This window comes from Cellulomonas sp. plas2 (genome assembly GCF_057221735.1).
Genome location: NZ_CM170155.1, coordinates 3,061,893 through 3,076,653 on the forward strand (window position 1 = coordinate 3,061,893; position 14,761 = coordinate 3,076,653).

9 protein-coding genes are annotated in these 14,761 nt (G+C 78.3%); 5 read left to right on the forward strand and 4 right to left on the reverse strand.

From position 1 onward, the window contains the following. Nucleotides 1-36: 36 nt before the first annotated feature. Together AC2TDM_RS13640 and mscL are read left to right on the forward strand one after the other, a co-directional pair. The gene (locus AC2TDM_RS13640; protein WP_484634981.1) at nucleotides 37-1,053 is read left to right on the forward strand and encodes an SAF domain-containing protein; all 1,017 of its coding nucleotides are present in this window, start codon (nucleotides 37-39) and stop codon (nucleotides 1,051-1,053) included. A 108-nt stretch (nucleotides 1,054-1,161) separates the two neighbouring features. Beyond that, nucleotides 1,162-1,722 (forward strand): large conductance mechanosensitive channel protein MscL, encoded by a 561-nt coding sequence (gene mscL / locus AC2TDM_RS13645; RefSeq protein ID WP_484634982.1) that lies wholly within the window; start codon nucleotides 1,162-1,164, stop codon nucleotides 1,720-1,722. A gap of 427 nt (nucleotides 1,723-2,149) precedes the next feature. On the opposite strand, the gene AC2TDM_RS13650 is transcribed toward mscL, so the two are convergent. The 3 genes from AC2TDM_RS13650 to AC2TDM_RS13660 all read right to left on the reverse strand — a co-directional run bounded on the left by AC2TDM_RS13650 (nucleotide 2,150) and on the right by AC2TDM_RS13660 (nucleotide 9,475). Beyond that, entirely contained in the window at nucleotides 2,150-7,057 is a 4,908-nt protein-coding gene (locus AC2TDM_RS13650) for a hypothetical protein (protein ID WP_484634983.1), read from the reverse strand. Nucleotides 7,058-7,691: 634 nt separating this feature from the next. Then, the gene (locus tag AC2TDM_RS13655; protein WP_484634984.1) at nucleotides 7,692-8,486 is read right to left on the reverse strand and encodes a hypothetical protein; all 795 of its coding nucleotides are present in this window, start codon (nucleotides 8,484-8,486) and stop codon (nucleotides 7,692-7,694) included. A gap of 176 nt (nucleotides 8,487-8,662) precedes the next feature. Further along, nucleotides 8,663-9,475 (reverse strand): TetR/AcrR family transcriptional regulator, encoded by an 813-nt coding sequence (locus tag AC2TDM_RS13660; protein WP_090031552.1) that lies wholly within the window; start codon nucleotides 9,473-9,475, stop codon nucleotides 8,663-8,665. A gap of 62 nt (nucleotides 9,476-9,537) precedes the next feature. Here AC2TDM_RS13660 and AC2TDM_RS13665 point away from each other — a divergent pair, with 62 nt between their 5' ends. Both AC2TDM_RS13665 and mgrA read left to right on the forward strand, forming a co-directional pair. After that, nucleotides 9,538-9,801 carry an RNA-binding S4 domain-containing protein gene (locus AC2TDM_RS13665; protein ID WP_484634985.1) on the forward strand — a complete coding sequence of 88 codons (264 nt, stop codon included), beginning with the start codon at nucleotides 9,538-9,540 and terminating at the stop codon, nucleotides 9,799-9,801. Nucleotides 9,802-9,892: 91 nt separating this feature from the next. Then, nucleotides 9,893-10,930: an L-glyceraldehyde 3-phosphate reductase gene (mgrA, locus tag AC2TDM_RS13670; protein ID WP_484634986.1), complete on the forward strand. Its 1,038-nt coding sequence runs from the start codon at nucleotides 9,893-9,895 to the stop codon at nucleotides 10,928-10,930. Here the strand turns inward: mgrA and AC2TDM_RS13675 are convergent. After that, nucleotides 10,927-13,251 (reverse strand): sensor domain-containing protein, encoded by a 2,325-nt coding sequence (locus AC2TDM_RS13675; RefSeq protein ID WP_484634987.1) that lies wholly within the window; start codon nucleotides 13,249-13,251, stop codon nucleotides 10,927-10,929. The genes mgrA and AC2TDM_RS13675 overlap by 4 nt on opposite strands. A 195-nt stretch (nucleotides 13,252-13,446) precedes the next feature. On the opposite strand from AC2TDM_RS13675, the gene AC2TDM_RS13680 reads away from it, so the two are divergent. Continuing rightward, complete coding sequence (locus tag AC2TDM_RS13680) at nucleotides 13,447-14,742, forward strand: glycosyl hydrolase (RefSeq protein ID WP_484634988.1); 1,296 nt, start codon at nucleotides 13,447-13,449, stop codon at nucleotides 14,740-14,742. Nucleotides 14,743-14,761: the final 19 nt, after the last annotated feature.

The window sequence follows — 14,761 nt, forward strand, 5'->3', positions numbered from 1 at the left end:
GGCGACCCGTCGGTCCGCCGCCCTAGCGTCCGCCGCGTGCAGCGAACCAGGGACAGGCAGACCGGCGACCACGTGCCAGCCCGCGACCGCGGCCACGGGAGGCGGCGCCCGCGGTCGGCGCCGTTGCGGCTGCCCGTCGTGCCGCCGCACCGCGCGAGCACCCGCAGCCGGGCGCGCGTGCTGCTGTGGCGGGCTCGGGTGCCGGTCGCGGCTCTGCTCGCGGGCGTGTCGGTCGCGACGGCGCTCGCCGCGGTGCGCCCCGCCGACCCGCCCACCGTGCCGGTCGTCGTGGTGGCCCGCGCCCTGCCGCGCGGCGCCGTGGTGGCCGCCGCGGACGTGCGGGTCGCGGCACTGCCCCCGGGCACCGCGCCGGCGGGCGCCTGGACGCGTCCCGAGGACGTCGTCGGCCGGATCGGCGCGGTGGCGGTGCCCGTCGGCCTGCCCCTCGTGCCGGACCTGCTGCTCGACGAGGCCGCCGCCCCGCCGGGGACCGTCGTGGCGGCCGTCCCCGTCGCCGACGCCGCCATGGCGGCCTACCTCGTGCCGGGCATGAGGGTCGACGTCCTGGCTCCGGCCGCGCCGACGACCGACGCCGTCGTCGCGACGGGGAGCAGCGTCCCGTCCGCGACGGTCGACGACGGTGGCAGCACGTCCGGCCCCGCGGCCGCGGCCGACACGGAGGCTGAGGCGGAGGCTGAGGCGGAGGCTGAGGCCGACGCGGCGGCAGCGCTGCCGGACCCGGCAGACGTCATCACCCCGGGTGGGACCGGCACGGGCGCGCACGACGCCACCTCCCCCCGTCCGGTCGGCGCCCGGCTGGCCACGGCGGCGCTCGTGCTACCTCCTCCCACCACGACGAGCGGCGGCACCGCGGACGCCTCCGGCTCGGGGGGCGGGCTGGTCGCCGGGCTCGCCGGCCCTGACGTCGGTACGGAGGGCGGCGGCAGGGCCGTCGTGGGCGGGTCCGTGCTGCTCGCGGTGGCACCGGCGGAGGCGGAGGTGCTCGTCGCCGCCGCTGCGACCGGCGGCCTGACGGTGCTGGTCGTGCCATAATCGCCGCCGTCGTCACCCGTCCGGGTGCGGACGCCCACCGGGGGGGCCGGCGTGCGTCCTGCTCCCGGTCGCAGCCGACCCGCCCTCTGAGCACAGGAGGACACCCCCATGACCGCTCCCGTCACCCGGGGCTACGAGGCGGCGCGCGAGTCGCTCGGCGCCGTCGGCAAGGTGCTCCAGGGCTTCCGCGAGTTCATCGCGCGCGGCAACGCGATCGAGCTCGCCGTCGGCGTCGTCATCGGCAGCGCGTTCACCGCGATCGTCACCGTGCTGACCACCGCGTTCGTCAGCCCGCTGATCGGCTGGGTCTTCGGCACCCCGAGCCTGGCCACCGGCTGGAAGATCGGGCCCTACAGCTGGTCGGACGACGCGGACCCGATCGACGCGGGCGCCATCGTCAACGCCCTCATCAGCTTCCTCCTGACGGCCGCCGCCGTGTACTTCCTGATCGTGCTGCCGCTCAACGCGCTCGCCGCCCGCCGCAAGAGCGGTCAGGCCGACGAGCCGAAGGCCCCGGCGGAGGACGTCCTCCTGCTCCAGGAGATCCGCGACCTGCTCGCCGCGCAGGCCACGCCTGCCCTGCGCAACGACACCGCGGCAGCCTCGGGGACGGTCGCCGGCGGCCCGGCGGCCCCGCCGACGCCGCGAGCCACTCCGCCGCAGGTCTGACGGACGCCTCGACCGCCGACGGCTGTGCGGCGCGAGAGCGGCCAGTGCCGTGCCGGCCCGTGCCGGCCCGTGCCGTGCCGTGCCGCCAGCCGGCGTCACCAGTGGGGCGGCCGCTCCCGCGTGATCCGCTCGTCGTCGGCGGCGTCCGGCGCGCCCCAGCCGACGTCCGAGTCGTCCGGGCTGCGCGGCAGTCCGGACGACCTCGGCGACCTCGGGTCGTCCCGCGGGGGCCGCGGCCCCTCGCGGGAGTCCGGCGTGGGTGTGGTTGCGGGTGCCGGTGCCGGTGCCGGTGCCGGTGCCGGTGCCGGAAGGCTGGCGCGGAGCACCGACTCGTCGTCGCCGACCGTGCCGGCCGGGCGCACGGCCCGGCGCGACCCGCGCCGCGTGGGGCGCGACGGGCCGTCGCCGGACGCCCGACCCTCTCCGGTCAGGACAGCGCCCGCACGATCGCGGCGCGCACGGCCTGGTCGATGCGGAAGCTGCGGCGGGTGACGCCGAGCTCGGCCCGCAGGGCGTCGGCGAGCTCCTCGCGGGAGCGGTCGAGCCCGTCGGACCGGAGCCAGGCGAGCAGGTCGTCGAGCTGGTCGTCCGAGTAGGCGCTGATGGGCAGGCCGGGACGGACGTCCGGTCGGGGCAGGACCGGGACGGCCAGCGTCGGCTGCTCGACGAGCACCAGCCGCGCCGCGGCGGGACGTGGGGCCGGATCCGTCTCAGCGCCCGGCTCGTCACCCGCCGGCTCGTCACCCGCCGGCGCCGCGTCCGCGGTCGTCACCTCCGCCTCCCGGGTCGCCGGGGCCGCGTCGACGACCGCCGCGGCCGCGTCCGGGGTCGTGGGGGCCCCGTCAGTGGTCGTCGCGTCCGCCTCGGCGGTCGTCCGGTGCGCGTCCTCCGAGCCCACCGCCGCCGACCCGGAGCTCGAGGAGCCGGGCTCGAGGTGCTCGCGCTCGGCGCCCGTCGACTCGACGCCCGTCGACTCGACGCCCGTCGACTCGACGCCCTCCGGCTCGACGCCCGTCCGATCGACGTCCGTCGGTGCCGTCGGGGGCGCCAGCGGGTCCAGCACCTCGTCGGGCTCGTCGTCGACCAGGACGGGCACGACGGCCACGGTGCCGGTCTGCGCCGCGCGTTGCGCCGTCGGCGCGGGGACCAGCGCGTGCACGGCGCGGCGGATGCGGTCCACCTCGGCCGCGGGGTCGAGGAACGCCGCCGCCGACCACACCCGCACGACGGACCAGCCGAGCCGCTCGAGCCGCTCGGGCACCTGCCGGTCGCGGACGCGCACGCTCGGCTCGGCGACATAGGCGGCGTCGTCGGTGAGCACGGCGACCAGCAGGCGGTCCGGCACGTCCGGGTGCCCCACCGCCAGCGGGATGCGCGTGCCCCCGGGGATCCCGTGGTCGACGACCACCGTGAGCCCGTGCCGCCAGAGCCGGTCCGCCAGGTCGAGGACCAGGCGGTCCGGCACGCCGGGGACGTCCTCGCGCGGGGCAGCACCGGCAGGGCCAGCCGTCGCGTCGTCGCCGCCCGCCCGGGCCCGGGACCCGCCTGACGCCGCCGCGTGCTCGCCCGGGGGCGCGGAGGCGTCGGCGACGGCCTCGTCGGACGCGGCGCGGCTGACGGACCCCACGACCGCCGCGGCCGCCGCGATGACGGACCCCGCCGGGGCGGTCGCGTCGGCGACGTCGGGCAGCGGCTCCCACGTCCGGGTGCTGCCGCCCGCACGGTCGCGGGCGAACGCGAGCAGGTCGCGCAGGAGGTGCGCCCCGGGGCCGCGGGTCCGGTGCGGGTCGAGGTCGTCGGCGCCGAAGCAGCTGACCACCGTCAGCCGGCGGCGGGTGGCGGCGAGGGTGTCGAGCAGCAGCCGCTCGCCCCCCGGCGCGCTGACGGGCCCGAAGCGGTGCAGGACCCGGCGGTGCGGAGTGCGGCCCAGGCCCAGCGACAGCACGACGGCCTCGCGCCGCAGCCCGGCGACGTTCGTGACGTCCGTGACGAGGAACGGCTCGGGCCGGGCCGCGTCGAAGAACGCGCCCAGCGCGGGGTTGTCGCGCACCTCGGACAGCACCGCCTCGGCCACGCGCTCCGCGTGCACCGGGGACACCGTGACCACCGCGAGGGACTCCGCCGGCCGCGTCAGCGCGTGCGAGATGACGAGGTCGACGACCCGCTCGACCTCCTCGCGCGTCGACTCCACCGTGCCCGTGGCCTCCGACGGCATGCCGGTGCCGTCGACGACCTCGTGGTGCACGAGCGGCTCCGTCGTCGGCAAGGGTGTCGCGCGCAGGACGCCGCCGTACCCGTGCCGGGCCAGGAAGTCGGTGAGGTAGGGGTCGCGCCGCGAGGCGTCGGCGGGGATGGACACGGACGGCAGGACCTCCGCCAGCTCCGCCACCGCGGACCCCGGCGCGCACCGCGCGTCCCCGACGACGACGACCTGCCGCCCCCGCGCCAGCGCCGACAGCGTCACCTCGACGTGCAGGTCCGCGGCGGCGTCGAGCACGACGAGGTCGACGCACCGCGCCGCGGGCAGCACCTGCGGCACGAGCATGGGACTCGCCGCCACGACCGGCCGCAGCCGCGGCGCCACGTCGGGGTGCGCCGCCACCGTCTCGCGCAGGGAGTGCAGCCGCTCCTCCACCAGCTCGGCGAAGAGGCTCTCGACCTGCTGGGGGTGCGCGGCCACGGCCGCGCGCACCCCGCGGACGACCGCGCCGAGCACGGGCCCGGACAGCGACGCCACGTGCGAGCGGTCCAGCGCCGCGTACCGCGCCGCCAGCGCCCCGAGCGCGGCGCCGTCCTGCCCGGCCAGCGCGGGGTCGTCGCCGAGCACGCCCTCGAAGACGGTGGACCACCACGCGAGGTCGAGCTCCGCCGCGGCCAGCCCCGCCCCCACCCGGCGGTCGGTGAGGTCGGCGACGAGGTCGCCGAGCCCCGCGGCCCGCAGGCGGTGCAGCACGACCGTGCGCTCCGGCAGCCCGACGAGCCCGGCCGCACCGGCCCGCAGCCGCTCCAGGCGCGCGACGAGGTCGGGCAGCGGCGTGCGCGCCAGGTCACCGCCCTCGGGCGTGCCGGCCAGCACGTGCGCGAGCGCCTCGACGTCCGCGCGGACGCCGGCGTGCTCCTCGACGACCTGCTGCAGGGCCTCGGGCAGCCGCGGCCACCCGCCGGACGGGCAGCGCGCCTGCCACGCGTCGCGCTGCTCCTGCACGCGCACGAGCGCGGCGTGCAGGTCCGCGACCGGCCGGCCGGGCCGCACCATGTCGCGCGCCTGGCGGCGCAGCCGGCGGCGGGTCCAGAAGCCGAGCGTCACGCCGTGGCTCTCGCGCCACGCGCGGTCGGCGGTGGCGGCGACGAGGTCGGCGGCCGTCCGCTCGAACACGAGCGGCACGAACGTGTCGAGCGAGGTGCGGATGTCCTCGAGCAGCGCGAGCTGCTCGGCCCAGCCGGCCAGCGTCGTCGCGGGCGCGAGCCCCGTCTCGGCCGCCACGGCCGCGACGTGCCCGCGCAGCGTGGGCAGCCCGGTGTCCAGCAGGCGGTCCAGGCGGTGCCGGGCGACGTCGGCCTCGTCGTCGGTCCGCAGGTCGGCGCCGTACCAGGGGCTCGCCGCGGCGCGCGGCGTGAAGGCGTCCAGCGCGGCGGCCCGGGCCAGGTCGGCACCCAGGGCGGCCCGGCGCTCGGCACCGAGCGCCGCGGTGACCGCGCGCGGCAGCCGGACGCGCGTCCGGGGGGCCGGCCGGGCGGCCGTGAGGCGCGCGAGCTCCTGCAGCGCGTCGTAGGCCGACACGCCCCACGGCTCGCGGACCGCGTGCAACCCGACGACCCCGGCCCGCAGCCGCTCGCGGTGCGCGACGAGCTCCGTGCGCAGGGAGGCGAGCCCGGCCTCGTCGACGACGGGCTCCTCGAGCGTGAGGGCGCCGAGCAGGCGGCGGGAGGCGGTGGCGCGCCAGCCGGCGTCCGGCGCGACGTCGAGCAGCAGGTCGCCGACACCCAGCGCGTCGAGCCGCGCGGCCAGCGCCGCCGCGGCCCGCCGGTGCCCGGGCACGTAGAGCACGGTGCGGCCGGAGGCGGCGGCGTCCGTGACGAGCGCGGCGACCGTGCCTGTGGTGTCGGCGCCGGCGGGGGCGTCGACGAAGAGGTGGGCGCCCGTCGCCACGACGTCGAGCACGTGCTGCTGCGCCGGGTCGAGGTCGCCGACGCCGCGCTCCGCCCCCGGGTCGCGGTCACCCCGCACGGGCTCCGGCAGCGGCCGGCGGACCGCGGCGGCGGCGTCCTCCACACCGGCGAGGGCGGCGAGCACCTCGTGCCCGGGGACGAGGTCGGTCAGCGCGTCGAGGTCGTCGACGAGCACCTGGCCCGGGTGCACGAAGGCCCCGACGACCACGCGCTCGGCCAGCGCGAAGCCCGGGAGCACGGCCGCCCCCAGCGCCTCGACGCGGGCGAGCGCGGGCCCGGCGTCGAACCGGCCGCCGTCGAAGGTGCCGCGCGCCAGCGCGGCGGGGTCCAGCAGCGCACCGCGCGAGCGCAGCGCCCGGGCGAGCACCGGGTTGAGCTCGACGGCGGGCTCGAGCTCGAGCTCGTGGTCGCTCTCCGCCGTGCCCCGGGGGCGCAGCGTCACCGGCCGGAGCAGCACGGGGGCGCGCACGGTCCGCGGCGCCGGGGTCGCCGCAGCCGGCGCCCCCGTCCCCCCGGCGCCCGGCAGGGGCGCGGCGTCCGCCCCGCTCGCGTCCGCCGGGGCGGCCGCGGCCCCGTCCCCGACCGCGGACGCCAGGACGTCGAGGTCGTCACCGGGAGCGCCCGTCGCGCCGTCGTCGGTCCAGGTCGCCACGCCGATCGCCAGGTAGGTCGGCGCGATGCCCCACCGCTGCGCGAACGCGGCCGCGCGCGTGCTGACCGCGCGCGCCCGTCGCCGGGCCGTCGCGGCCGCACCGCCCTCGCGGACGAGGCTCGACAGCCGGGTCGGCCGGCCCGCGAACAGCTGCGCCATGCCCGACGGGTGGGCGGAGGACAGGTCGAGCGCCGCGTCGCCGAGGAGGTCGACATCGGCCAGCGTCGACCCGCCGGCGAGCTCGACGAGCCCGGCGCGCCACGTCGCGACCGCGCCCCCGACGAGCTCCGCGTCGGAGGGCGGCGCCACGAGCGCGACGACCGCGTCACCCGGCCTGTCCGCGGACGTGGTCGTCGACGCGGCGGCGGCGTCCGTGCCGGCGGCGCTGTCCGACGACGGTGCGGCCTCGTCGGCAGCGGGGTGGGGGAGGGTGCCGTCGGCGGCCGGACGGGCCCCGCCGGACGGCCCGCCGTCCTGCGGACCCGGGCGCGGGGTGCGGGCGGGGACGATCATGGCTGCACGCTACGGGCGGACGTGGCCCGCGCCGGGGAAGCACGCCGTGGTGCCCGGGCACGAGCCCGTCCGCGCGACCGGCCCCCGAGCGCGAGTCCGCCCCGCACGACGACGGCCCGCCCGCGGGGCAGCGGGACGGGCCGGAGATGAGAGACGGTGCGCACCGCGCAGGGGGCAGGCGATGCGCACCGTCCGGAGAGATGGTGCCCTCCCCAGGGGCACCCTGTCCAACCCCTGCCGGGGCCGAGGTCCATGTCGCCGCATGAGACCTGCCTCACACCGCGGCTCGCGCGCCTACCGAAACGGTTCTGCGACGGTGTCATCCGTTGCCGGACACCCGTGTCCGCCTGACGTGCGCAGACGTCCCCACGGCGGCCGCGAGGAGGGCCACCGGCACGCGCGCCGCACGGCCCCTGCGACGACCCCCTCGCACCACGCCCTCCCTCCCGGGGGACCCCGGCGCGACGAGGGGCCCGCGCCGCACTCCCGAGCCGCTGGAGCGGACCTTGTTTCTCCCGTCGGAGAGATGCCCGTGCGTACGCACCGTGGATCGAGTCCTCCGCGTGACCCGGCGCGGCGGACTCCTCGCCTGCGGGCGGGGCGCGCCGCGCCGTCCCTGCCGCGTGCCGGGTCGTCAGGCGCCGTCGCGCGGCTCCCAGTCGGGGTCCGGCTCGGTGAAGCGCTCGACGAGGGCCACCACGGCCAGCGCCACGACGTGCCACTCCTCGTCGCCGTCCGGCCCCGGCAGCGTCGTCACGACGTCCAGCTCGGCGCTGACGGACCGCCGCAGCGCGAACCCCTCGACCACGGCCGCACCCGCCGTCGCCAGGGTGCGGCAGGAGGGGACGTGCGCGCGGAGCCGGAAGCCCACGGTCTTGAGCAGCAGCTCGTAGAACTGCGCGGTGCGCCCGATGAAGGCGTCCTCGGCCGCCTCGAGCGCCGTCTGCACACGAGCCCGCGCGGCGGCGTCGCGCAGTCCGGTGCCCGTGGCGGTCAGGGCGACGAAGGTGTCCCACTGCGCGGCCGCCGTGAGGTCCTCGTACGTCCGTCTCGTCGCGTCCCGCAGGACGGCGTGCAGCAGGGCGCGGCGCCCGTCCACGTCCTGCCGCACGGGTGCGGCCGAGGCGAGCCGCGCCCGCGTGGCCGCGCCGACGTCGTCGAAGAAGGACGCGGCCCCCTGCCACGCCGGCCCCGCGAGCTCGCACAGCAGGTCGAGCGCGAACGCCTCCTTCGTCGGCCACGCGCGGTAGGCGGTGGTCCGCGCCACGCCCGCGGCCCGGACGACGTGGTCCAGCGGCGGCAGGCCGGGCACGACCGCGAGCCCGCCGGCCTCGACGACCATGCGCGTGGCGGCGTCGAGCATGCGCCGCCGCACCGGCAGGTCGACGTCGTCCGCCCTCTCGGGGTCCGGTGGTACGGCCTGTCCCACGTCGGGGCCCGTTGTCGCATCCGGCGCCGGTTCTCGGTAGGGTCCCGCCAGGTCCTCCCGCGCAGGGGGCGGCGGGGACCCGGCCGCGGGGGCGGGGCCGGGCACGCCCGAGCCCGCCCCCGCGGCCCTCTCCGTCACCGGTCCCACGGTCAACCCCGCCGTCGGCCCCGCGTCCGTCACCGCACGGCCTCCCGCTCGGCGAGGTGGACGAGGTAGTCCGCCAGCGCGACGTCCGGGTCGTAGTCCGGCACCGGCTCGGTCAGCCCCTCGACGACGGACAGCATGGTCAGCGCGACGAGGTGCCACTCCTGCGGCCCGTCGGGCCCGTCGACGACGACCACCCGGTCCGAGGAGTCCGGCGACAGCAGACGCCGGACGCCGAACCCCTCGACCACGGAGGCAGCGGCCGTGGCGACCGTCGCCCACCCGCGCACGTGCGGGCGCAGCCGGCGGCCGAGCACGACCCCGAGGCCCGCCCACATCGCGGCCATGTGCTCGACCAGCGCCGCCTCCGAGGCCCGCAGCACGCGCTCGACGCGCACCCGGTCGGCCGCCCGGGGCAGGTGCTGCACCGCGGCGACGACGGCCACCCACGAGCGCCACTGCACGGACCGCACGAGCCCCTGGTAGTCGACGAGGGCGGCCCGGCGCACGAGCTCCTCGAGCACCGCGGACCGCCCCTCCGCGGTCCCCAGGTCCCGCAGGCGCCCTGCCACGACGCGCCGCGCCAGGAGCACGGCGTCCTCGTCGTAGGGCGAGGGGCCCTGCCACCCCGGCCCGGCCAGCTCCCGCAGCAGGTCGACGTAGAACGCCTCCCGGCCGGACCACTCCCGGTACACGGACGTGCGCGCGACGCCGGCCTCGCGGACCACCGCGTCGAGCGCGAGAGTGTCGGCGGTGACGGCGAGCCCGCCGGCCTCCTCGACCAGCCGCAGCGCCGCGTCGAGCAGCCGTCGTCGCAGCGCGGCCCCGCGCTCCTCGTCGGGCACGTCTCCACCTCCTCGACGGGTGAACCTACTCGCCGCCCGGCGGGGGACGGCACACTCGTCCCGTGCCGACCACACCTCCCGAGGACCGACACCTCCCCTCCCCCGACCCCGGGCACCGGGACCCGATCCGTGACCCGATCCGCCTCGGGCAGCTCCTCAAGCGCGAGGACGTGGTCGAGACCGGCGGGGACGTCCGCGCCCTGCTCGCCGACGACGCCGTCCGCGTCAACGGAGAGGTCGAGGTCCGGCGGGGGCGGCAGCTCGCGCCGGGCGACGTCGTCGAGGTCGACCTGCCCGCCGGCGTCCGGCGCCTCGTCGTGCCCTGACGCGTCGCCCACCGAGCAGCACGGCGCTGGACACGCGCCCGGCCGCGCCCCCAGGATGCTCGGCGCCGCCACCCCTGCCGGAAGGACCCGCATGTACCTCGCCGCCGAGGACCGCTACGACTCCATGACCTACCGGCGCTGCGGCCGCAGCGGGCTGGACCTGCCCGCGGTCTCGCTGGGGCTGTGGCACAACTTCGGCGACGACAAGGCGTTCGAGACCCAGCGCGCGGTGCTGCGCCGGGCGTTCGACCTCGGGGTGACGCACGTCGACCTGGCCAACAACTACGGCCCGCCCCCCGGCTCGGCGGAGAGCAACTTCGGCCGGCACCTCCTCGAGGACCTGGCCCCGTACCGGGACGAGCTCGTCATCTCGACGAAGGCCGGCTACGACATGTGGCCGGGGCCGTACGGGCAGGGCGGGTCCCGCAAGTACCTGCTGGCCAGCCTCGACCAGTCGCTGGCGCGGATGGGCCTGGACTACGTGGACGTCTTCTACTCCCACCGCCCGGACCCGACGACGCCCCTCGAGGAGACGATGGGCGCCCTCCACGCCGCCGTGCAGCAGGGCAAGGCCCTGTACGCGGGGATCTCCAACTACGGCCCCGAGGAGACCCGGCGCGCGGCGGCGATCCTGGCCGGGCTGGGCACGCCGCTGCTGCTCCACCAGCCCTCGTACTCCATGCTCAACCGCTGGATCGAGAACGACGGCCTGCTCGACGTGCTCGACGAGGTCGGCGCCGGCTGCATCGTCTTCTCGCCGCTGGCGCAGGGCGTCCTCACCGGCAAGTACCTCGACGGCGTCCCCGAGGGGTCCCGCGCCACCCAGGGCCGGTTCCTCACCGAGCGGCAGCTCACGCCGCAGACGCTCGGCTTCGTCCGGCGGCTCGCCGCCGTCGCCGCCGGGCGGGGGCAGACCCCGGCGCAGACCGCGCTGGCCTGGGCGCTGCGCGACCCGCGCGTGACGTCCGTGCTCATCGGCGCCAGCAGCGTCGCCCAGCTCGAGCAGAACCTCGGCGCGCTGGGCAACCTGCACTTCGACGACGACGAGCTCGAGGCGATCGACGCGGACGCCGTGGCCGCCGGGGTCGAGGTCGCCCGGAGGCCCACGCAGCCGTCCGCGCGCGCCTAGCCGGCCACCCGCGCGGGCTCGGGCAGGGGCGCCGGCCGCCCGAGGTGGTACCCCTGACCGAGCTGCACGCCCATCGCGCGCAGGTGCTCGAGCTCGTCGGCGGTCTCGATGCCCTCCGCGACGACGACGGCACCCGTCGACCCCGCGAAGGCGAGCATGCTCGCCGCGAGCGCCTGCCGCGCCGGGTCGGTGGCGATGTTCCGCACGAGGCTGATGTCGAGCTTGAGCACGTCGGGGACCAGCTCCAGGACGTGCCGCATGCTCGCGAAGCCGGCGCCGACGTCGTCGACGGCCAGCCGCACGCCGCGGTCCCGCAGGGGTCGGACGGCCGCGCGCAGGGCGTCGTAGTCGTCCACCGGGGTGTGCTCGGTCAGCTCCAGCACCACCCGCGCCGGGTCCACGGCGTCCAGCGCACGCGCCATCGCCGGCAGGCACGCCGTGCGGGCGGAGACGTTGACCGCGAGGAACCCGGGCAGGTCCGCGTGCCGGGCCAGCGCCGACCGCACGGCGCTCAGCTCGAGCTCCTCCTCCACCCCGGCGGACCGGGCGGAGGCGAACCACTCCCCCGGGTCCCCGCTGGGGAACCGGCTGAGCGCCTCGTGCCCGACGACGGTGCCGTCCGCCAGGGCGACGACGGGCTGGAACACCATCGAGGGCCCTCCGCGGGACTGCAGCCCGTCGAGCCGCTCGAGCAGCGCGTGCCGCGCGGTGTCCTCGGCGTCGTGCCGCTCGAGGATGTTCATCACCAGGCCGCCGACGACGCGCAGGACTCCGGCGTCGCGCTCGCCGAGCCCGGGCTCCGCGGAGCGCGAGTAGGCGCAGAGCGTGCCGTAGAGCCGGCCGTCGCTGCGGTGCAGCGGCGTGCCGACCCACGCGCCGATGCCCAGCGCCGCCGTCGTGGGCAGCGCGAGCAGCTCCGGCACCTGCGCGACGTCCGGTACCGCGACCGGCAGCCGCCCCTGCACCATGAGCTCGCAGAAGGAGTCGGTCACCTCCGACTCGGCGTCGGGCACGAGGCCGGCGTCCGGCTCTGCGTGCGCGTTCCGGATCCGCCACCGGTTCCCGCGCCGCTCGTTGACGTAGGCGACCTCGAGGCCGAGCTGCGCGGACACGAGCTCGAGCAGCGCGTCCACGTCCCGGGCCGGCGCGCCGGCGCCGACGAGCGGGAGCCCGTCGGGCGGCACGGTGGGGAGCGCACCCCCGGCGGCGATCCTGTCGTCCGCCCGCTCCAGCCGGCGGCGTCCCTTGTCGAGGTACATCGCCGTGTCGGCACGCCGCCAGGCGTCCCGCAGCCCGGTGGCCGCGTGCCGCAGCGCCCAGCCCGCGGACACCTCGACCCCTCGCGAGGCCCACGCCGCCCGCGCCGCGCCGAGCAGGTCCGCCATCGTGCGCTCGTCCGCGTCGGGCACCAGCACGCCGAGCTCGTCGCCACCGAGCCGGGCGACGAGGTCCTCGGGCCGGACGACGGTCCGCAGCGCCTCCGCGGCGGCGGCCAGGACGTCGTCCCCCGCGGCGTGCCCCGCCTCGTCGTTGACCGCCTTCAGCCCGTCGACGTCCGCGACGAGCACGCCCACCGACGAGGCGACGAGCGCCGCGCGCGCCTCCTCCGCCACGAGCCCCGCGTCCCACGCCCTACGGTTCCCGAGCCCCGTGAGGGGGTCCGTGTGCGCCGCCAGCTCGGCGTGCTCGGCGCGACGGCGCTCGCGGATGAGGTGCACCTCGCAGGCGAGCAGGGAGCCGAGCAGCGCGGCCTGCAGCTCCACGGCCGCGAGCTGGCGCTCCACGCCGGGGTCGACCTCCGTGCCGAGCCCGCACAGGTGCCCCAGCCACTCCCCGTCGGGGGCGAGCACCGGCACGGTCACGACCGCCCGCACCCGCGGCGAGTGCTGCTCGACGAGGCGCCGGTACTGCGGGACCGCCCGGGCGTCCGCCGCCACCGCCGGCGCGCCGTGGTCCTCGCGCTGCGCGCAGAAGGTGTCGTCCCAGGCGACGACCCGCGCGTCACCCGGGCGCCCGATCGCCTCGCCGACGGTCCCGAGGACCACGTAGTCCTCGCCGTCGCGCCGGGCCAGCGCCCAGCTCTCCAGCCCGCTACGGCTGCGCAGGTCCTCCAGCGCCGCCTGCACGAGCCGGACCAGGTGCTCGGCCTGCTGCTGCTCGGTGACGGAGGCCGTCCCCGACGACCGCCCGCCGGCGCCGCCCGGGGCACCGACCGCCCCGCCGACCGCCCCGCCGACCGCTCCGGACACCACGCCGCCACCGTCGGCGGCGCCCGAGGGACCGGCCGAGGGCGCGCCGGTCACGCTGCGCACGGTGCTCATCCCCTGACTCCTCCCGCGTGCTGTGCACCGATCATGCCCCCTCGCCCCCGGTCCGTCCCGCTGCCCGGGCACGGTGTCCGTTTCCGGACGCCCTGCTCCCGGGGGCCCTGCGCCGTTCGGGGCACGCGGGGCCGGACCGCTCACTCCCGCCCGGGTCGCGGCGATGGGCCTCCCGACGACGTGGAGGGGTGGACGATGGGGACGACGCAGGGTGGCGCACGGGTGCGCGGGGGCAGGTCGGCGGCACCGACCGTGGTGACGGCCGTGGCGGCGGGCACGGTCCTGGCGCTGCTCGGCGGGTGCGCCGACGCGGCGACGGCGGGCTCGACGACGGGCTCGTCGGCCGGCTCGTCGACCGGCTCGTCGGTGGGCTCGACGACAGGTGGCGCCGACGCCGCGGGCACGACGTGCACGGTGCAGGCGCCCGACGCCGCGCTCCCGGCCGACGGCGTCGCGCTCGGCGTGAACCCCGACTGGGGCGCCGGCACGCTGGCGGACTTCGCGTCGGCGACCGGGGTGGTCCCGGCGGCGGCGGTCTCGTTCACCGCGCTGCCGGTGCCCCAGGCGTCGGTGGAGGCGGTCCACCAGGCCGCGGAGCAGGTGCGCACGCAGGGCGGCGTCCTCGTGCTCACCCTGGAGCCGACGGACGGGCTGGCGGCCGTGACGCGGGAAGTCGTGGCGGACCTCGTCGCCCTGCTCGAGGACGTCACCAGCGGCGGGGTGCCCGTGCTCGTGCGCCTGGCGCACGAGATGAACGGCTCCTGGTACGCCTGGGGCCAGCAGCCGATCGCCTACACGGCCACCTTCCGCGCGGTCGCCGAGGCCGTGCACGCGCAGGTGCCGGGCGCGCAGATGCTGTGGGCGCCCAACTACGGCGGCGGCTACCCGTTCACCGGCGGCGCGCACGCCGCGGTCCCGGGCAGCGCCGACGCGGCGGCGCTCGACACGGACGGCGACGGCGCCGTCACCGGCGCCGACGACCCCTACGCCCCCTACTGGCCCGGCGACGACGCGGTCGACTGGGTGGGCATGTCCCTCTACCACTGGGGCTCGGCGTACCCCTGGGGCGAGGACGAGCTGCCGGAGGACGGCAAGCTCGTCGCCCAGCTCACCGGCACCTACGCCGGGCTGGGGGGCGACGACAGCGCCCTGCCCGACTTCGCCGGGACGTACGGCACCGGCCACGGCAAGCCGCTGGCGCTCGTGGAGACCGCCGCGCTGGTGAGCGAGGGCGCCGACGCCGCGACCGGCCTGGCCATCCGCCGGGCGTGGTGGCGGCAGGTGCTCGACCCCGCGCTGCCGGCCGCGGTGCCGTCGCTGCGCCTCGTCAACTGGTTCGACTGGGACAAGCAGGAGCCCGAGGTCGGTGGAGTGGTGCGCTGGGCCGTGAGCACGGACCCGGCCGTCGCGGCCGCGTTCCGCGCGGACCTGCCCGCCTGGGCACGCCAGGCCGACGCCGTCATCCCCTGCGCGGAGGCCGGCGAGGGCTGAGCCCGAGCAGCGGGCGCTC

Excerpts from the sequence above, each read along its gene's own strand:
- mscL (WP_484634982.1), top strand. The coding sequence starts at position 1,162 with ATGACCGCTCCCGTCACCCGGGGCTACGAGGCGGCGCGCGAGTCGCTC.
- AC2TDM_RS13650 (WP_484634983.1), bottom strand. The coding sequence starts at position 7,057 with ATGATCGTCCCCGCCCGCACCCCGCGCCCGGGTCCGCAGGACGGCGGG.
- mgrA (WP_484634986.1), top strand. The coding sequence starts at position 9,893 with ATGTACCTCGCCGCCGAGGACCGCTACGACTCCATGACCTACCGGCGC.
- AC2TDM_RS13675 (WP_484634987.1), bottom strand. The coding sequence starts at position 13,251 with ATGAGCACCGTGCGCAGCGTGACCGGCGCGCCCTCGGCCGGTCCCTCG.
- AC2TDM_RS13680 (WP_484634988.1), top strand. The coding sequence starts at position 13,447 with ATGGGGACGACGCAGGGTGGCGCACGGGTGCGCGGGGGCAGGTCGGCG.